The sequence below is a fragment of the Rhizobium sp. BR 362 genome (assembly GCF_036528765.1).
In the GTDB taxonomy this organism is placed as follows: Bacteria; Pseudomonadota; Alphaproteobacteria; order Rhizobiales; family Rhizobiaceae; genus Rhizobium.
Window position 1 is genome coordinate 1 of record NZ_JARWGH010000006.1, and the last position, 17303, is coordinate 17303.

Annotated in this window: 16 protein-coding genes and 1 other RNA gene; 11 read left to right on the plus strand and 6 right to left on the minus strand. The window is 60.2% G+C overall.

Annotated features, from left to right (window positions below; genetic code table 11):
- The first annotated feature begins 193 nt into the window (after window positions 1–193).
- Window positions 194–910 (plus strand): SDR family oxidoreductase, encoded by a 717-nt coding sequence (locus QDY28_RS10505; RefSeq protein ID WP_331381629.1) that lies wholly within the window; start codon window positions 194–196, stop codon window positions 908–910.
- A 35-nt stretch (window positions 911–945) separates the two neighbouring features.
- Here the strand turns inward: QDY28_RS10505 and QDY28_RS10510 are convergent, their stop codons facing one another.
- Entirely contained in the window at window positions 946–1302 is a 357-nt protein-coding gene (locus tag QDY28_RS10510) for a MarR family winged helix-turn-helix transcriptional regulator (protein WP_442967504.1), read from the minus strand.
- 198 nt (window positions 1303–1500) lie between these two features.
- Here QDY28_RS10510 and QDY28_RS10515 point away from each other — a divergent pair, with 198 nt between their 5' ends.
- On the plus strand, window positions 1501–3300 hold the full coding sequence (locus tag QDY28_RS10515) for a chloride channel protein (RefSeq protein ID WP_331381631.1): 1800 nt from the start codon (window positions 1501–1503) through the stop codon (window positions 3298–3300).
- A gap of 74 nt (window positions 3301–3374) precedes the next feature.
- Here the strand turns inward: QDY28_RS10515 and ssrS are convergent.
- The 3 genes from ssrS to QDY28_RS10530 form a co-directional block, all read right to left on the minus strand.
- A non-coding RNA gene (ssrS, locus tag QDY28_RS10520) (6S RNA) lies at window positions 3375–3533 on the minus strand.
- A gap of 75 nt (window positions 3534–3608) precedes the next feature.
- The gene (locus tag QDY28_RS10525) at window positions 3609–3986 is read right to left on the minus strand and encodes a cell division protein ZapA (RefSeq protein ID WP_331381632.1); all 378 of its coding nucleotides are present in this window, start codon (window positions 3984–3986) and stop codon (window positions 3609–3611) included.
- A gap of 49 nt (window positions 3987–4035) precedes the next feature.
- A complete protein-coding gene (locus QDY28_RS10530) occupies window positions 4036–4311 on the minus strand; it encodes a DUF4164 domain-containing protein (protein WP_283055775.1) in 276 nt (91 codons plus the stop codon).
- Between the two features lie 400 nt (window positions 4312–4711).
- Between QDY28_RS10530 and tkt the strand changes: the two genes are divergently transcribed.
- From tkt to QDY28_RS10560, 6 genes are all read left to right on the plus strand, one after another.
- Window positions 4712–6694 carry a transketolase gene (gene tkt, locus QDY28_RS10535; protein ID WP_331381633.1) on the plus strand — a complete coding sequence of 661 codons (1983 nt, stop codon included), beginning with the start codon at window positions 4712–4714 and terminating at the stop codon, window positions 6692–6694.
- A gap of 61 nt (window positions 6695–6755) precedes the next feature.
- A complete protein-coding gene (gap, locus tag QDY28_RS10540; protein ID WP_028754595.1) occupies window positions 6756–7766 on the plus strand; it encodes a type I glyceraldehyde-3-phosphate dehydrogenase in 1011 nt (336 codons plus the stop codon).
- A 2-nt stretch (window positions 7767–7768) separates the two neighbouring features.
- Window positions 7769–8353 carry a putative glycolipid-binding domain-containing protein gene (locus QDY28_RS10545; RefSeq protein WP_331381634.1) on the plus strand — a complete coding sequence of 195 codons (585 nt, stop codon included), beginning with the start codon at window positions 7769–7771 and terminating at the stop codon, window positions 8351–8353.
- A 333-nt stretch (window positions 8354–8686) separates the two neighbouring features.
- Entirely contained in the window at window positions 8687–10537 is a 1851-nt protein-coding gene (locus tag QDY28_RS10550) for a potassium/proton antiporter (RefSeq protein ID WP_331381635.1), read from the plus strand.
- A 72-nt stretch (window positions 10538–10609) separates the two neighbouring features.
- Complete coding sequence (locus QDY28_RS10555; RefSeq protein WP_331381636.1) at window positions 10610–11812, plus strand: phosphoglycerate kinase; 1203 nt, start codon at window positions 10610–10612, stop codon at window positions 11810–11812.
- 207 nt (window positions 11813–12019) lie between these two features.
- Window positions 12020–13042 (plus strand): class I fructose-bisphosphate aldolase, encoded by a 1023-nt coding sequence (locus QDY28_RS10560; protein ID WP_331381637.1) that lies wholly within the window; start codon window positions 12020–12022, stop codon window positions 13040–13042.
- 228 nt (window positions 13043–13270) lie between these two features.
- Here QDY28_RS10560 and QDY28_RS10565 read toward each other — a convergent pair whose 3' ends face one another.
- Window positions 13271–13903, minus strand: coding sequence for a CatB-related O-acetyltransferase (locus tag QDY28_RS10565; RefSeq protein ID WP_331381638.1), 633 nt, complete (start codon window positions 13901–13903; stop codon window positions 13271–13273).
- Between the two features lie 256 nt (window positions 13904–14159).
- On the opposite strand from QDY28_RS10565, the gene QDY28_RS10570 reads away from it, so the two are divergent.
- Window positions 14160–15077, plus strand: coding sequence for a PhzF family phenazine biosynthesis protein (locus QDY28_RS10570; protein ID WP_331381639.1), 918 nt, complete (start codon window positions 14160–14162; stop codon window positions 15075–15077).
- Window positions 15078–15126: 49 nt separating this feature from the next.
- Here QDY28_RS10570 and QDY28_RS10575 read toward each other — a convergent pair whose 3' ends face one another.
- On the minus strand, window positions 15127–15360 hold the full coding sequence (locus tag QDY28_RS10575) for a hypothetical protein (RefSeq protein ID WP_331381953.1): 234 nt from the start codon (window positions 15358–15360) through the stop codon (window positions 15127–15129).
- A 153-nt stretch (window positions 15361–15513) separates the two neighbouring features.
- On the opposite strand from QDY28_RS10575, the gene QDY28_RS10580 reads away from it, so the two are divergent.
- A complete protein-coding gene (locus tag QDY28_RS10580; protein ID WP_331381640.1) occupies window positions 15514–16788 on the plus strand; it encodes an MFS transporter in 1275 nt (424 codons plus the stop codon).
- 42 nt (window positions 16789–16830) lie between these two features.
- The gene (locus QDY28_RS10585) at window positions 16831–17022 is read left to right on the plus strand and encodes a DUF1192 domain-containing protein (RefSeq protein WP_331381641.1); all 192 of its coding nucleotides are present in this window, start codon (window positions 16831–16833) and stop codon (window positions 17020–17022) included.
- Window positions 17023–17303 lie beyond the last annotated feature (281 nt).

Sequence of the window (17303 nt, forward strand, 5' to 3'; positions counted from 1 at the left end):
CTCTGTGACCGAAGCCGCGAAGGCATCAGGGTCACGCATTGGAGATTGGTTCGAGAACCGAAGGACACCTTTGTCCTGCGGAGGAGAAGTTTTAGCCGATCGGCGAAGTTGCCGGTCAAAGAACAACCGAACCCAAGGAAAGCACGCAAACGCTGGTGTTTTAACCCTTGTGTTCTTTCATTGGAGACAAACCATGTCATCCCAACATGCCGTCATCATTGGCGGCTCATCCGGTATCGGCCTTGCGACCGCCGCCCATCTTCTCGAAAAAGGATATCGGGTGACGATCACCGGTCGCGATGCGGCAAAGCTTCGGGCGGCGGCGGAAAGCCTTACCGGCGACGTCGCCGCGATCGCCATGGACGCCGCCGATCTCACCAATCTTGCCAAAATCTTCCAGACGATCGGGCCGCTCGATCACCTCGTTCTGGCATTGGGTGGCGGCAACGGCGGCGGGCCCTTCGCCACAGTCGATCTTGCCGATGTCAAAAGAGGGTTCGAACAGAAGACGATGGCGCATTTTGCCTGCGCCCAGGCGTGTCTTCCCTATCTCTCGAAAGAGGGCAGCATCACCTTCGTTTCCGCCGTTTCCGCCCAGGCAGCCTTGCCGGGAACGGCAGGACTTGGCGCTGTCAACGCCGCAATCGCTGCCCTTGCGCCAATCCTCGCCGTCGAACTCAAGCCGATCCGCGTGAACTGCGTCTCGCCCGGCGTCGTCGAAACGCCATGGTGGGATTTCCTTGGCGAAGACCAGAAGGCGCCGGTCCTCGCGAGCTTCGCTGCGCGCACGCCGGTCGGACGCGTCGGCCGCCCGCAAGAGATCGCCGAAGCCATCGCCTTCCTGATCGGCAACGGCTTTACCAGCGGCCACACGTTGATCTGCGACGGCGGCATCCGGCTCGGCCAATAACCTGCAGCGCGTTGCCGGTCATCGCCGGCAACGGCTTATCTGCCGCCGACATCCGCCTGCAGATGCGTTAGAATATTGATGAGTTCCGGAGCTCTGTCGCGGATCTCCCGAAGGTGGATGGCAGTCAGCCGGCGCAGGATCTCTTCCGATTTTTCCGTGAGCTGCAGCGTCTGCCGGCGTTTGTCGCCCGGATCGGGATGGCGGGTGACATAATCCGCATCGATCAGCCGGCCGACCAATTCGGTCGCGGTATGTGGTGCGATCAGCAGCCGTTCCGCCAGCATCCCGATGGTCATCGTCTCGCCCTGCGGATTGCCCTTGATTGCCAGCAACGCCTGATGTTGCTGCGGCGGCAGTCCCTCCTGATGAGCAGCGGAAGTGCTGAAATCCATGAATTTCCGCAGCGTGTAGCGCAGTGTCGCCAAAGCCTCGTAATCCGCCTGCGATAGCGTTTCCTTCAATTCCCGCGCCACTTCCATCTTCCTTGTAAATTCATTCTATTTTCAGCCGTTGCTTTATATCGCATTACGATATAATTGCCATTGCAGTTCCGGCCATCTGCCGCCGCGCTTTAGCACAGAAAGCATTCCATGCAGGATATCAACGTACATCATCGGCCCGCCCATGATTTCTCGGGTGGCGCTTCGCGGAAAGACAATGGAGATTTTACCACGGACAAGCGTGTCCTGGTGCTTGCGGCCATGGCACTGGTCGTCGGCACCGGTGGCGCCCTGTCCGCCTGGGTGCTGATCAATCTCATCGCACTCGTCACCAACGCCGTCTGGCTGTTCAAGATCAGCGTCGAACCGCTGTCGCTGGGAACGGTCGCCCGCTCCCCCTGGATGGTGGCCGCGCCCATCATCGGCGGCATCGTCATCGGACTCATGGCACGCTACGGTTCGGAAAAGATCCGCGGCCACGGCATTCCGGAGGCGATCGAGGCGATCCTGATCGGCGGCAGCCGCATGTCGCCGAAAGTGGCGGTCCTGAAGCCGCTCTCTTCCGCCATCTCGATCGGCACCGGCGGTCCGTTCGGTGCGGAAGGTCCGATCATCATGACGGGCGGCGCCATCGGTTCGCTCTTCGCGCAGTTCTTCCACCTGAGCGCCGCCGAGCGCAAGACGCTGCTGGTTGCAGGTGCCGCCGCCGGCATGACCGCGATCTTCGGCTCGCCCATCGCCGCCGTCATGCTGGCCGTCGAACTGCTGCTGTTTGAATGGAAGCCGCGCAGCTTCATTCCGGTCGTGATCGCATCCTGCGTCTCCATCGCCTGGCGGCCCCTGCTGATCGGCAGCGGCCCGCTCTTCCCGGCCCATTTCGACATGCAGCTAAACTGGTGGGGCATGCTGCTCGCCGCCGGTGTCGGCATCGTGGCCGGCCTGCAATCCGGCCTTTTGACGACGCTGCTCTACCGCATTGAAGACGCCTTCGAGAAACTGCCCATTCATTGGATGTGGTGGCCCGCACTCGGCGGCCTCATTGTGGGTCTCGGCGGGCTGATCGAGCCGCGCTCACTCGGCGTCGGCTATGACATCATCTCCGATCTCCTGAACGACCACGTCGTCGCCATGGCAGTGGTCGCCATTCTCCTGGTAAAGGCCGGTATCTGGCTGGTCGCATTGTCGTCGGGAACGTCTGGCGGCGTGCTGGCGCCGCTGCTCATCCTCGGCGGTACGCTCGGCTGGCTCGTCGGCCTCGTTCTGCCGGGAGATCCCGGCTTCTGGGCGCTGCTCGGCATGGCCGCGATGATGGGCGGTACGATGCGCGCGCCGCTGACCGGCACCTTCTTCGCCATCGAATTGACCGGCGACATGCATGCTCTCGTGCCGCTGCTTGCCGCCACCGTCGCAGCTTATGCGGTTACCGTGTTGCTGCTGAAGCGCTCGATCCTGACGGAAAAGATCGCACGCCGCGGCCAGCACATCACCCGCGAATACGGCATCGATCCGTTCGAATTGACCCGTGCTGCCGATATCATGATTGCGAAGGTGAATACGCTTCCCGCCGCAATGCCCGTGGCGGAGGCCCTGACGCAGTTGACGGAGCAGCCGGACGCCCATCGCTTTTATCCGGTCGTTGAGATCGACGGGCGCCTGGTCGGCATGATCTCTCGCGCCGATGCCCTGAGATGGCAGAGCCAACCCGATTTCGCCGGTCAGACACTCTATGATCTGATTTCGGATACGTCCATTCCGGTCGCTCATCCTGAAGACACGGTTGGCCGCGTCGCCGATATCATGATCCAGGCCGATACCGGCCGCGTTCCCGTCGTTGACGAGCGGACCGGCGTTCTCGTCGGCCTTATTGCCCGGAAGGACCTGTTGCGCCTGCGCAGCGCCGCCAATCGTTCGGAATTCGAGCGCGGCGCCTATCTCGGAGCAAAACGTTAAGGGGAGGAGGAGCGGCGTCAGCGGGGCAACAAGAACCCTGCGGCGCTGCCTTCTCTTCAAAGTCGAGAAAGAAAGAGCGATCCACGACGACCGATGGATGTTTACGATCCTGGGCGCCTACAAACGTAGGTGGGCACCGTGTGTCCAGGCCCACGAGCCTGGTCAGGGACAGCTCCCTTTGGATCGAGTATGGCCCCAGGGATTGTGGTTCCTGTCGGGAAGCGCAGACCGCTCGCCATATATAAAGAGAATTTTCGGCTTGTACCAGAGGGTGCCGGGGCGCAGTCCCGATAAATAAAAGAAAAGCCTCAGTTCGGCTCCGCCCCCGGACGGACCGTCAGTTTTTCGGTGATACCGCGAATGCGCGTCGTCACTTCGTCGATGACGGTCGCCAGCGTCTCTTCGCTGCGGGCATTGGCCGCAAGCACGGTGTCACGGTTGCTGCGCAGGTTTTCGAGCTCGGTTTCCAGCCCCGAGACACGGCGCGTCAGCTCCGCCACCTCGTCCATGATCATGATACCGGCCATGACGGTGACCCGCAGATCGCCGATTTCGCCGAATTGGCTCTTCAGATGCATGACATAGCGGTCGAAGCGGGTGGCGAGATCCGTCAGATGCTCTTCCTGCCCCTCTTCGCAGGCCATGCGATAGGCCTTACCGTCGATCGTTACCGTTACCTGCGCCATCAGACTTTCCGATCATTGCCGTTGATCGCGACGGCTGCGTCCCGAGGGATCAGCGGTCGAGCACGGCTCTTATGGTTTCCATCGCCGTCACCAGCCGGCGCGACACTTCGCGATTGACTTCTTCGAGCCGGTTCGCTCGAAACTCGGCCTGATCGAGTTCCTGGGCGAGCCGCGAGCGATCCGCATGCACCCGGCGAACCTCGCCTTCGACATCGCTTTGGGCGCGTTCACGTTCGAACCGCCCGTCGACGGCGCTCTCCAAAGTCGAAAGCGCCTGGCGCAACTGAGCGAGCGCCACATCCACCGTTTTGCCTGAGGGTGTCATGCCTTTCGATTCCCCGCGCAAGGCCCGAATCAAAATATCCGGCCACTCGACTGATTTCCCAACAATATTCAACTCAGCAACTGAACGTCAATAAAGGCCGTCATGCCGCAAGGGGCCTAATCTGTGGATGAAGGTCGTCTTTATGGCTTACGCGGGCTTTGCCGCACCCTTGTCGTCTTTTGTACAAGGCGGCGGGCAAATGTCGAAAAATTGCCGCACCAGCGCCCGATCGGCCTCCGGATTTATTGACTTGCTCGCCCCAACTGCTATGTCTCAGCCGCCTGAGGCAGTAGTGAAAACGGAGTTTGTAAAGACTTCTCCGTTTCGGCCGCCTTTCACCGGTGGCCCTGCCCCCCAAGCGTGTGGCCATCCCCCGAACCCGGAACCCTGCGGAAAAACCATGATCTCTCGCGAACAACACGACCGGATGGCGAATGCGATCCGTTTCCTTGCCATGGATGCTGTCGAGAAGGCCAATTCCGGTCACCCCGGTCTGCCGATGGGGATGGCGGATGTCGCTACCGTTCTCTTTAGCAAATATCTGCGTTTCGACCCGAAGCATCCGCACTGGCCGAACCGTGACCGCTTCGTGCTCTCGGCCGGCCACGGCTCCATGCTGCTTTATTCGCTGCTGTACTTGACCGGCTACCCCGACATGGGGGTGGAGGACCTCAAGCAATTCCGTCAACTCGGATCCAAGACCGCCGGCCATCCGGAATATGGTCACGCCACCGGCATTGAAACCACGACCGGCCCGCTTGGCCAGGGCATTGCCAACTCGGTCGGCATGGCGATCGCCGAGCGCAAGCTGCGTGAGGAATTCGGCGCGGATCTGATGGATCACCATACCTATGTCATGTGCGGCGACGGCTGCCTGATGGAAGGTATCAGCCATGAAGCGATCGCGCTGGCCGGCCACCTGAAGCTGAACAAGCTCATTCTCTTCTGGGACAACAACTCGATCACCATCGACGGCGCTATCTCGCTTTCGGATTCGACCGACCAGGTCGCGCGCTTCAAGGCCGTTCACTGGAACACGATCGAAGTCGACGGTCATGACCAGGCTGCTATCGGCGCTGCCATCGAGGCCGCTCACAAGTCCGACCGCCCGACGCTGATCGCCTGCAAGACGATCATCGGCTTCGGCGCACCGAACAAGCAGGGCACCCACAAGGTTCACGGTTCGCCGCTCGGGGCCGAGGAGATCGCAGCTACCCGCGTTGCGCTGAACTGGCCCTATGAAGCTTTCGTCATTCCGGACGACATTCTTTCCGAATGGCGTGCGACCGCCGAGCGGTCCGTCGACATCCGCACGGCCTGGGAAGGCCGCGTTGCGAGCGCCGAGGCCGGCAAGAAGGCTGAGTTCAACCGCCGCTTTGCCGGCGAGCTGCCGGCAGGCTTCGATGCCGCCATCAGCGACTACAAGAAGAAGCTGGCCGAAACCAAGCCGACGCTTGCAACCCGCAAGGCATCGGAAGATGCGCTCGAAGTCATCAACGGCTTCCTGCCGGAAACGCTCGGCGGTTCCGCCGACCTGACGCCGTCGAACAACACCAAGACGAGCCAGATGAAGTCGATCACCCCGACCGATTTCTCCGGCCGTTACGTCCACTGGGGCATTCGCGAGCACGGCATGGCCTCTGCCATGAACGGCATTTCGCTGCATGGCGGCCTGATCCCCTATTCCGGCGGCTTCCTGATCTTCACGGATTATTGCCGTCCGCCGTTGCGTCTCGCAGCGCTGATGGGCATCCGCGTCATCCACGTTCTGACGCATGACTCGATCGGCGTCGGTGAAGACGGCCCGACCCACCAGCCCGTCGAACAGATCGCCGGCCTGCGTGCCATCCCGAACTTCCTGTTGTTCCGTCCGGCTGATGCCACCGAAACGGCAGAATGCTGGCAGATCGCGGTCAAGACGCACAATCGTCCGTCCGGTCTTGCGCTGACCCGCCAGAACCTGCTCGCTGCGCGCACCGAATATAGCGAGAAGAACCTCTGCGAACAGGGCGCCTACACGCTCGCCGGCAGCGCCGATGCCAAGGTGACGATCTTTGCTTCGGGCTCTGAAGTCGAAATCGCCGTCGCCGCCCGCACGGCGCTGGAAGGCAAGGGTATTTCCACCCGCGTCGTTTCCGTTCCCTGCACGGAGCTGTTCTTCGAGCAGCCGGACGCCTATCGCGAGGAAGTGCTCGGCAGCTCGCCGGTCAAGATCGCCGTCGAAGCCGCCGTGCGCGAAGGCTGGGACGCATTCATCGGTCCGGAAGGCACCTTTATCGGCATGAAGAGCTTCGGCGCTTCCGCCCCTTACAAGGACGTCTACAAGCATTTCGGCATCACCCCGGAAGCGGTTGTCGCCGCCGCCGAGGCAAAGCTTTCCTGAGGGCGCCGCAAGGCGCTCTCCATTCCAATAGCAATACCCTGAGTGAACGGGAGTGAACACAATGACTGTAAAAGTTGCCATCAACGGTTTCGGCCGCATCGGCCGTAACGTTCTGCGCGCGATCGTCGAATCCGGCCGCACCGACATCGAAGTCGTCGCGATCAACGACCTCGGCCCGGTCGAGACCAACGCCCATCTTCTGCGCTATGATTCGATCCACGGCCGTTTTCCGGCTGAAGTGAAGGTCGAAGGCGACTCGATCATCATCAACAACGGCAAGCCGATCAAGGTCACAGCCATCAAGGATCCGGCAACCCTGCCGCACCGCGACCTCGGCGTTGACATTGCGATGGAATGCACCGGCATCTTCACCGCCCGCGACAAGGCTGCCCTGCATCTGACGGCAGGCGCCAAGCGCGTCATCGTCTCGGCTCCTGCCGACGGCGCCGACCTCACCGTCGTTTACGGCGTCAACCACGATCAGTTGACCAAGGAACATCAGGTCATCTCCAACGCATCCTGCACGACGAACTGCCTGGTTCCGGTCGTTAAGGTTCTGCATGACCTGATTGGCGTCGATCATGGCTTCATGACCACGATCCACTCCTACACCAACGACCAGCCGTCGCTCGACCAGATGCACAAGGATCTGTACCGCGCCCGCGCTGCCGCGCTTTCGATGATTCCGACCTCGACCGGTGCCGCCAAGGCCGTCGGCCTCGTGCTGCCGGAACTTAAGGGCAAGCTCGATGGTTCGTCGGTTCGCGTGCCGACCCCGAACGTTTCGGTCGTCGACCTGAAGTTCGTCGCCAAACGCGCCACGACCGTCCAGGAAATCAACGATGCCATCAAGGCGGCTTCCAACGGCGCCCTGAAGGGTGTCCTCGGCTACACCGACGAGCCGCTGGTTTCGCGCGACTTCAACCATGACAGCCATTCGTCGATCTTCGCCCTCGACCAGACCAAGGTCATGGACGGCACCTTCGTGCGCATCCTCACCTGGTACGACAACGAGTGGGGCTTCTCGAACCGCATGGCCGACACGGCCGTCGCGTTCGCCAAGCTGATCTGATCATGGCCTTCCGCCCTCTCCTTCCGACGACAGTTCGCTGGCGTCCGCTGGAGGGAGACGGGCTGGAGCATCTGACGATCGCTCCCATCGACACGGCCACCGGCGCAGCCATTCGCGCCTGTGGCACCATCATCGGCAGCCGCGGAGGTTCGCCCTACGGCGTTTTCTACCGCATCGATTGCGCAGCCGACTGGACCGTTCTCTCCTTCTCGATCGAAACCACCGATGGCCGGCGCCTTGCCTTGCTTTCCGACGGCACGGGACATTGGCGCACCGAAGACGCCATTGCCCTGCCGCAATTCGACGGCTGCATCGATATCGATCTCAGCGGCTCCCCCTTCACCAACAGCCTGCCGATCCGACGGCTTGCGTTGACGCCGGAAGCCGGAACGGCAAAGCTCTCCATGCTCTATATTCCGTTTGATAGCTTCGTGCCCGTACGCGACGGCCAGCGCTACACCTGCATCACGCCGGAAAAACTCTACCGCTATGCCGCCGAAGACAGGGCTGTTGCCGTCGACCTGCCCGTCGATGCCGATGGCCTGGTGATCGACTATCCCATCTATTTCAAGCGTGTGGATGTTTGATGCAGCCGCAGACAGCGGCTAACAGCCTGCGATCTGCATTATTCCTTCGATCCGGCTGAATCTTCCCTCTCCCTGCCCTGCTATGGTCCAGATTTAAAAATAAATTTTTCACAGGAATTCTCCCAAGACATTCCGGGGGCCGTTTCGCCGTTCTGGTGAGGCGCATCACATCATGACGTCGCAATTGTCGGAGCGGGCATCAATCCATCGCCTTCTCCGAATAATATTTGCATGTACTAATTTTGAGCGTGCGACGGCATAGTAGGTGGCGGGAGAATTGCGAGTGATCCGGGCTCAGCCCCCGGCAAGGCGTGCGGGAAAGGGGAAGAAGGGGTGGAGGCATTTTACGTCGTCGTGCTGGTAAGCACGGTCCTGATTCTGTTGGCGGCCTTCTCGAGCCTGCTTGCCTTCCGCTTCGGCGCACCGTTGCTGCTGCTGTTTCTGATGATCGGCCTGATGGCCGGCACAGACGGACTCGGCATCGAATTCAGCAACAACTATCTTGCCTATATTCTCGGCTCGCTGGCCCTCGCCATCATCCTCTTCGATTCCGGCTATGGCACACCGATCCAGGCCTTCAAACTGGCGGCCGCGCCGGCCCTGACCATCGCGTCTGCAGGCGTTCTCGTGACGGCGGCATTGTTCGGCCTCGCCGCGAGCTGGCTCCTTGGCTTTTCCTGGCTGCAAGGCCTGCTTCTCGGCTCTATCGTCGCCTCGACGGATGCGGCCGCTGTCTTCTTCCTGCTGCGCATCGGCGGCATCAACATCCGCGACAAGGTGCGCTCGACGTTGGAAGTCGAATCCGGCACCAATGATCCGATGGCGATCTTCCTGACGCTGGCGCTCGTCGAGCTGTTGGCGAGCGGCGAGGGCCATCACGGCATCAATCTCGTCATGCTCGCGACCTTCCTTCAGCAGATGGGTCTTGGCGTCATCCTCGGCCTGCTCGGCGGCATGATGATAGTGCTGATCGTCAGCCACCTGGAGACCGATCGCGGCCTGACGCCAATCTTCGTACTGGCGCTCGCCCTCCTCGTCTTCTCCTTTACCGGCGCCGTCGGCGGCAGCGGTTTTCTCGCCGTCTATGTGGCCGGCATTTACGCCGGCAACCGCAAGATGCCGGCCTCCGCCAGTATCAAACGCTTCCAAGACGGTATGACCTGGCTCGCGCAAATCATCATGTTCCTCGTCCTCGGGCTGCTCGCAACGCCATCGCAATTTCCAGCGATCGCCATCCCTGCCGTGGCGCTGGCGCTGTTCCTGATCTTCATCGCCCGGCCGATCGCCGTCTGGCTCTGCCTGCTGCCTTTCGACTACACGCAACGGGAGACGGGTTTCGTTGCCTGGGTGGGCCTGCGCGGCGCCGTTTCCATTTTGCTCGCCATCATGCCGATTCTCGGCAATCTCGAGGGCGGCCACACCTATTTCAATGTCGCCTTCATCGTCGTGCTGGTGTCGCTGCTCGTTCAGGGCTGGACGATCAAGCCGATGGCGCGCCGGCTAGGCCTCATCGTGCCGCCGCGCATGGGCGCTGTCGACAAGGTCGAGGTCGATCTGCCGGGCACGGTCAATCATGAGCTGCTTTCCTATCGCGTCGTCAAGGATAGTCCGGTCCTTCGCGGCGAGCGCATTCCGCGCTGGGCCATGCCGTCGCTCGTCGTGCGCGAAGGCAAGTCGATGCGTTATCAATATGCCGGTCGCCTGCGCGAAAACGATCTCGTCTATCTCTTCATCTCGCCCAGCTATTCGCGCCTTCTCGACCGTCTGTTCGCGAGCCGTGCGCCGGTCGATCCGGACGATACGGATTTCTTCGGCGCCTTCTCGATTTCGCCGCTGCGTCCCGCCGCCGATCTCGACGCGGCCTATGGCCCAGGGCTTCTGAGCGATTCCGAAAAAGGCCTGACAATCGCCGAGCTGATGCGTCAGCGCCTCGGCGGCAAGGCCGATTATGCGGACCGTGTTCGTCTCGGCGAGATTATCCTCATCGTCCGTGATCTCGACGAAAACGACCATATCCAATCGGTCGGCATGTCGCTGGAAGCGCTGGAACCGGCGACGATCCTGCCGATTTTCGTCAATCTCCACGATATTCTGACCGGTATTCGCGGCTTCCTGCGCAAGCGCCGTGAGCACGCCGAAGAGGTGGTTTCAACCGATTCAAATACCGGCAAAAACGACGCCTGACCGCCTTGCGTCTCGCATCATCCGTAGTATGGTCGGCGCACTTCGCGGCACCAACAACATTGGATCCTCCCCATGGCAGCCTTCAAAACTCTCGACAATCTCACCGATATCACCGGCAAGCGCGTGCTCGTGCGCGTCGATCTCAACGTGCCGGTCAAGGACGGCAAAGTCACCGACGCGACCCGCATCGAGCGTGTGGCGCCGACGATTTTGGAATTGTCCGACAAGGGCGCCAAGGTCATCCTGCTTGCCCATTTCGGCCGCCCGAAGGATGGCCCCTCGCCGGATCTGTCGCTTTCCCTGATCATTCCTGCCGTCGAAGAGGTGCTCGACCGCGCCGTTCTCTTCGCCTCCGATTGCGTCGGCGCCCCTGCAGCCGACGCCGTTGCCAAGATGAACAACGGCGATATTCTGCTGCTCGAAAACACCCGCTTCCATAAGGAAGAGGAGAAAAACGACGGGGCCTTTACTGAAAAACTGGCCGTCAACGGCGACATCTACGTCAACGACGCCTTTTCCGCTGCCCACCGCGCCCATTCCTCCACCGAAGGCCTTGCCAATCACCTCCCCGCCTATGCCGGCCGCACCATGCAGGCCGAGCTGGAAGCGCTGGAAAAAGGCCTCGGCAACCCAGCCCGCCCGGTCGTTGCCATCGTCGGCGGCGCCAAGGTCTCGACCAAGATCGACCTGCTGATGAACCTGGTGAAGAAGGTCGATGCGCTGGTGATCGGCGGCGGCATGGCCAATACCTTCCTCGCCGCCCGCGGCACCAATGTCGGCAAGTCTTTATGCGAGCATGATCTGGCCGACACCGCCAAGCAGATCATGATCGAAGCCGCCACGGCCGGCTGCGCCATCGTGCTGCCGGAAGACGGCGTCGTCGCTCGCGAATTCAAGGCAGGCGCCGACAACGAAGTCGTTTCGATCGACGCCATTCCGGCCGATGCCATGGTCCTCGATGTCGGGCCGAAATCGGTCGAAGCGATCAAGGCCTGGATCGGTCGCGCCACGACGCTGGTCTGGAATGGCCCGCTCGGCGCTTTCGAAATCACGCCCTTCGACGCCGCCACCGTTGCCGCTGCCAAATATGCCGCCGAATGCACCGAGACCGGCAAGCTGACCTCGGTCGCCGGCGGCGGCGATACCGTCTCGGCACTGAACCATGCCGGCGTTGCCGATGATTTCACCTATGTCTCGACCGCAGGCGGCGCTTTCCTCGAATGGATGGAAGGCAAGGTCCTGCCGGGTGTCGCCGTTCTCCATACTGGAAAGTGAGGCAGCCGCATCCACACGAGAAGGAGAGCTGCGAGCCGGACTTTCGCAGCTTTCCACAGGATGCTAAACTGATAGTCCAAACTTTCAAACGGTTGAAATCATTTCAATCGTTTCAATAATTTAGCTGCCCATTTCCCTCTATATACACTTCTGTTATCGCCGACTTATATGACCCGTCGCTGACTGAAATCGCCTTGGAGAACGAAAATGAGCGAACGACTTGAAGACATTGCCTTAAAGATGGTAGCCGGTGGCAAAGGCCTGCTGGCGGCTGATGAATCCACTGCCACGATCAAGAAACGTCTCGACACGATCGCTCTCGCCTCCACCGAAGAGAGCCGGCGCGACTATCGCGAAATGCTCTTCCGCTCTGACGAGGCGATGAAGAAGTACATCTCCGGTGTCATCCTCTATGAGGAAACCCTCTTCCAGAAGGCTGCCGACGGCACGCCTTTCGCCGATATCATCCGTGCCGCCGACAGCATTCCCGGCATCAAGGTCGATACCGGCGCCAAGCCGATGGCCGCCTTCCCGGGCGAGACGATCACCGAAGGCCTTGACGGCCTCGCTGACCGCCTGGCGAAATATTATGATGCCGGCGCCCGCTTCGCCAAATGGCGCGGCGTAATCGCCGTCTCCGACGCGCTTCCGACCCATGGTTCGATCAAGGCCAATGCCCATGCTCTGGCCCGCTACGCCGCCCTCTGCCAGCAGGCGAAGATCGTGCCGATCGTCGAGCCGGAAGTCTTGATGGACGGCGAACCCGGCACGCACGATCTCGCCCGCAGCGAGGAAGTCACCCGTTGGACGCTGCAGATCGTCTTCCAGGAACTCGCCGAAGCCCGCATCAAGCTCGAAGGCATGATCCTGAAGCCGAGCATGGTCATCGACGGCAAGAAGGTGCGCAAGGCATCGGTCGAGCAGGTTGCCGAAGCTACCGTCAGGGTGCTTAAGGAAACCGTTCCCTCCGCCGTCCCCGGCATCGCCTTCCTCTCCGGCGGACAGTCGCCGGAAGAAGCAACCGCGCATCTCTCGGCCATCAACGGCTATGATCTGCCTTGGCATGTTACCTTCTCCTACGGCCGCGCCCTGCAGGACGCCGCGCTGAAGGCCTGGGGCGGCAAGCCGGAAAACGTCGCCGCCGGCCAGCGCGCCTTCGCCCACCGCGCCGAGATGAACTATCTCGCCGCCAAGGGTAGCTGGACCAAGGACAGCGAAAAGGCCGCCTGATTTAAGGTCGCGTTTCGAATGGATGAAAGCCCTGACCGCGATGCGGTCAGGGCTTTTTGCTTTTGTGGCGTAGATGCTCTTAGAGGCGTTTACTCTTGTCGAAGGACTATCATCCTGTCCCAATAAAAGGGGGAGAACGCCTTATGAGCTCGCTCTTATCTGGTAAATGCCACCCCTGAAAACTCTGGCTCATGACCGATGTCGCAAAATATGGAGATCGCATCATGCTCAGGCTATTTTGAGCGCAGCAAGGTCACCGCTACTAAGAGACGCTAAGTTGGCTTCGATTTTGTCTATCGGCCAATCCCACCAAGCAATATCAAGAAGTTCGTTGATGACCTCACTCGGATAACGCATCCGAATGATAGTTGCCGGGTTCCCCCCAACAACTGCATAAGGCGGTACATGATGTGCGACGACCGAAGCAGCAGCGACAATCGCGCCCGCCCCGATCTGCACGCCCGGCATTATGGCCGCGTTATGACCAATCCAGACATCGTGACCGACGATTGTATCCTTCACCGGCAGATCCGTGTAGCCGAAAGTCTCAGGCTTAAAGATGCGAAATGGATACGTGGTGAAGCCGGTCATCGGATGATTGGCCGAGCTGGTGATGAAGTAGCTTCCCCGAGCAATCTGGACAAACTTGCCGATCACCAAGCGCTCACGAACGTTACTGCCGAGATAGGGCGCCAGTATCCGGGCGGTATCTTCCGGCCTTCCAGAATGGGTATAATAGCTGAACTCGCCGATTTCCATGCGCGGATGGTCAATTACGTTCTTCAGGTAGACAGTATCGCGATAGAGGGTGCCATCGGGCAGAGTAATTGGATGGATTGCATAAGGATCAAGAAGAGGCACGGAAAACCTTTTCAAATTGCTGGTAACTTCGCAGAAGTAGATCCCGCTTCAACCTAGCTATGTGATTTTATACAGACGAAGCTAAACCCACATATCGATCGAATCCATCACGCCGCTCGAAAGCGTTCATGAATAATTTAAATGCTGGATGAGGCGTGATCCACAGTGAGGAACTTGTCACAGGCACAAGTTCCCGCTTTCAGGCTCGCCCGAGCAGCGGCTAAATCCTCGCTCTATCAAAACTCTGGGAGCCGCCATGACAACCGTCCCTTATGTCACCGTGGACGTCTTCACCTCCGAACGCTTCGCCGGCAACCCGCTTGCCGTCATCCCCGATGCGCGCGGTTTGAGCGATGAGGCGATGCAGAAGATCGCAATGGAGTTCAATTATTCGGAAGTAACCTTCGTTCTTCCGCCGGAGAATCCTGACAATACGGCGCGTGTCCGCATTTTTACGCCAACAATCGAAATCCCCTTTGCCGGCCACCCCAATGTTGGCACGGCTTTCGTGCTCGGCCGGCAAACCGATATCTTCGGAAAGACGCCGGGCGACAGGCTGATCTTCGAAGAGAAGGCCGGGCTGGTGGATGTAGAACTGTTGCGCAATGGCAATGAGGTCAGCGGCGCGAAGATAAGGGCGCCCGGCGTGTTGCAAGTTGGCAGCGCCATCGCCGGCGATCTCATCGCCCGCTGCGTTCAGCTCGATCCCGCATCCATCCGTCACACGGCACATGCCCCGACATTCGCCTCCGTCGGTCTGCTCTTTGCCTTCGCCGAAGTGGATGATCTCGAAACGCTCGGCAAGGCCCGCCCGAATGCCGCCGTCTTTGCGGAAGCGGCCGCTCGCCACAGGGAAGAAAAGACCGATTTTTCGCTGTTCCTCTACACACGCTCGGCCGAAAAACCGCAGCACCTCCGCGCCCGCATGTTCGCGCCGCTGGATAATGTTATCGAAGATCCGGCAACCGGCAGCGCCTCCGCCGCGCTCGGCGCCTATCTCACCTCGCTGCTGCCCGCAGCCGATGCCGAAGTGCAGATGACCATTGAACAGGGCGTTGAAATGGGCCGGCGCAGCCTGATCAATCTCGATGTCAGAAAATCCGCGGGCTCTGTCACCGACGTCTTTATCTCAGGCGACTGCGTCAGCGTCATGCGCGGCGAAATCGCATTCTAAGCAACGCCTGAAGCTTTCCAAAATCGAAGCCCAGGTTGTGGGCCATGCGCTAAAATGTCTCGTTGATCACCAAAGCGACCGTCCAAGCCACGAAGGCAATCACGGCGATCTTCCAGAAATCGGCACGCCGTTTGAGGCCGGGCAGTCCTAGCGGCTTGATGATTTGCACCGCCATGGCAAGCAACAGCAGCACCGCGATCACTTTCGTCACGGTATTTTTCTCCGTTTGCGCAAGAGTGAGCATGGCCTCATTCAAAAACCGCTGCGCAGTTTTCGCGATCATGCTCTATTCGTCATAGGACGGACATCTTTCCGCGCCAACAGACTGTTTCTACACGCCGATAACGGCAATCCGGGGCACAATCAATAGTGAAAACTGGCAGGGCTTGGTCCTGCCGTATCGGTTCTTTAAGCGGAGCCGCATGAAAGTGGGAACATGAAAAGAAATATTTTACCCGTTCTTGCCCTGCTTTTCGGTACGCTCTTTCTATTCACCGGCAATGGCCTGCACAGCCTGCTTCTGCCGGTGCGCGGTACGGCCGAGGGCTACGCCACCACGACACTTGGCCTGCTCGGCACGACCTGGGCGACTGGTTTCGTGCTCGGCTGCCTGACCGCGCCGAAACTCGTCCGGCGCATCGGTCATGTCCGCGCCTTTTCCGGCTTCATCGCCGTCATTGCCATCATCGCGCTGCTGACTGGCATCATCGTCGACGCCACCTGGTGGGTTTTGCTGCGCGCCGTCACCGGCTTCTGCACCGCCGGCACCTCGATGATCATCGAAAGCTGGCTCAACGAACGTGCCACCAATGAAAGCCGCGGCGCGATCTTTTCGCTTTATATCGGCATCACATTGATCGGCGCCGTTGCCGGCCAGATGATGATCCCCTTTGCGGACATCCACACGCCGATCCTCTTCATGTTCTGCGGCATCTGCTACTGCGTCGCCATGCTGCCGACGACGCTCTCGACCGCCGCTTCGCCGCAACCGCTGAAAGCCGTCAGCCTGGATCTGAAGGCGCTCTATCGCAATTCCCCCGTCGCCTCGATCGGCATCCTGTTGGTCGGCATCGCCAATGGCGCCTATGGCACGCTCGGCGCCGTCTTCGGCGCCAATGCCGGTCTTTCCGACGGCAATATCGCGCTGATGATGAGCTCGACCATTTTTGCCGGCGCCGTGATGCAGTTTCCCGCCGGCCGCCTTTCCGACCGTATCGACCGCCGCTATGTGCTCGCCGGCATGGCCGCGATCGCCGCCATCGACGGGCTGCTGCTTTTCCTGCTGCAGCCCGCTGGTCCTTATTTCCTGATCGGCATGGTGGTCATCTATGGCGCCGTCGCCAACACGCTTTATCCGATCACTGTCGCCCATGCGAACGACTTCGCCGCACCCGAGGATTTCGTCAAGGTCTCCGGCGGCCTGCTGCTGCTCTATGGCATCGGCACCATCATCGGCCCGACGCTCGGCGGCCCGGTCATGTCGGAGATCGGCCCCTACGCGCTGTTCTTCGTCACCGCTGTCGCCCATGTGCTGATCACGACCTACGCAATCTTCCGCAGCCGCATGCGCGCCGCAAAGCCCGCGAGCGATCGCGACGCCTACACGACGATGCCTTCGGCGAATGCGCAGATGATCACGCCGGAAAGCATGTCGCTGGCACGCAGCGAGACTTCGAAAAAGGAAGATATGACGGTAAACTACGGCACATGAGCCGCCGGGGGTGACCAGCCGACAGCAAGAAGGAGGACACAAATGAGCATTTTCGATGATGACCGCCCGAAGAAGCCGTCCGCCCACGAAATCGGCAGCGATTTGTCGCTGCTCTCCGTCGATGAGCTCAAGGCGCGCGTCGCACTGATGCAGGCGGAGATCGCCCGGCTTGAAGCCGAGATCGCCACCAAGGCGTCCGGCCGCAAGGCCGCCGAGAACCTGTTCCGCTCGTAACCCTGCCGTCAGCGCAAATTGTGCGATCGAAGTACAGATCGAGACAGGTTCAACGGAATATTAAGCTTTACGACATATTACTATGATCATCCAGATTTGCTCTGGACTCAGACAGTTCCTCCACTTGGCGAATTGGTCTGATTTTTCTCCCTGTTTTACCTTGAGAGCCGCTTTTGCGGCTCTTCTTTTTCGCCTCGATGCGGCGCGCCCGAGGAAACTGTGGAGATTAACCCTTTCTTAAGAATCGCCTTGCGAATTTCAGTTAAAACCACCATCTTGAA

What these genes read in the sequence shown, in the direction of transcription:
- QDY28_RS10505 (WP_331381629.1), top strand. Translation starts at nt 194, where the DNA reads ATGTCATCCCAACATGCCGTCATCATTGGCGGCTCATCCGGTATCGGC.
- QDY28_RS10510 (WP_442967504.1), bottom strand. Translation starts at nt 1,302, where the DNA reads ATGGATTTCAGCACTTCCGCTGCTCATCAGGAGGGACTGCCGCCGCAG.
- QDY28_RS10515 (WP_331381631.1), top strand. Translation starts at nt 1,501, where the DNA reads ATGCAGGATATCAACGTACATCATCGGCCCGCCCATGATTTCTCGGGT.
- QDY28_RS10525 (WP_331381632.1), bottom strand. Translation starts at nt 3,986, where the DNA reads ATGGCGCAGGTAACGGTAACGATCGACGGTAAGGCCTATCGCATGGCC.
- QDY28_RS10530 (WP_283055775.1), bottom strand. Translation starts at nt 4,311, where the DNA reads ATGACACCCTCAGGCAAAACGGTGGATGTGGCGCTCGCTCAGTTGCGC.
- tkt (WP_331381633.1), top strand. Translation starts at nt 4,712, where the DNA reads ATGATCTCTCGCGAACAACACGACCGGATGGCGAATGCGATCCGTTTC.
- gap (WP_028754595.1), top strand. Translation starts at nt 6,756, where the DNA reads ATGACTGTAAAAGTTGCCATCAACGGTTTCGGCCGCATCGGCCGTAAC.
- QDY28_RS10545 (WP_331381634.1), top strand. Translation starts at nt 7,769, where the DNA reads ATGGCCTTCCGCCCTCTCCTTCCGACGACAGTTCGCTGGCGTCCGCTG.
- QDY28_RS10555 (WP_331381636.1), top strand. Translation starts at nt 10,610, where the DNA reads ATGGCAGCCTTCAAAACTCTCGACAATCTCACCGATATCACCGGCAAG.
- QDY28_RS10560 (WP_331381637.1), top strand. Translation starts at nt 12,020, where the DNA reads ATGAGCGAACGACTTGAAGACATTGCCTTAAAGATGGTAGCCGGTGGC.
- QDY28_RS10570 (WP_331381639.1), top strand. Translation starts at nt 14,160, where the DNA reads ATGACAACCGTCCCTTATGTCACCGTGGACGTCTTCACCTCCGAACGC.
- QDY28_RS10575 (WP_331381953.1), bottom strand. Translation starts at nt 15,360, where the DNA reads ATGATCGCGAAAACTGCGCAGCGGTTTTTGAATGAGGCCATGCTCACT.
- QDY28_RS10580 (WP_331381640.1), top strand. Translation starts at nt 15,514, where the DNA reads ATGAAAAGAAATATTTTACCCGTTCTTGCCCTGCTTTTCGGTACGCTC.
- QDY28_RS10585 (WP_331381641.1), top strand. Translation starts at nt 16,831, where the DNA reads ATGAGCATTTTCGATGATGACCGCCCGAAGAAGCCGTCCGCCCACGAA.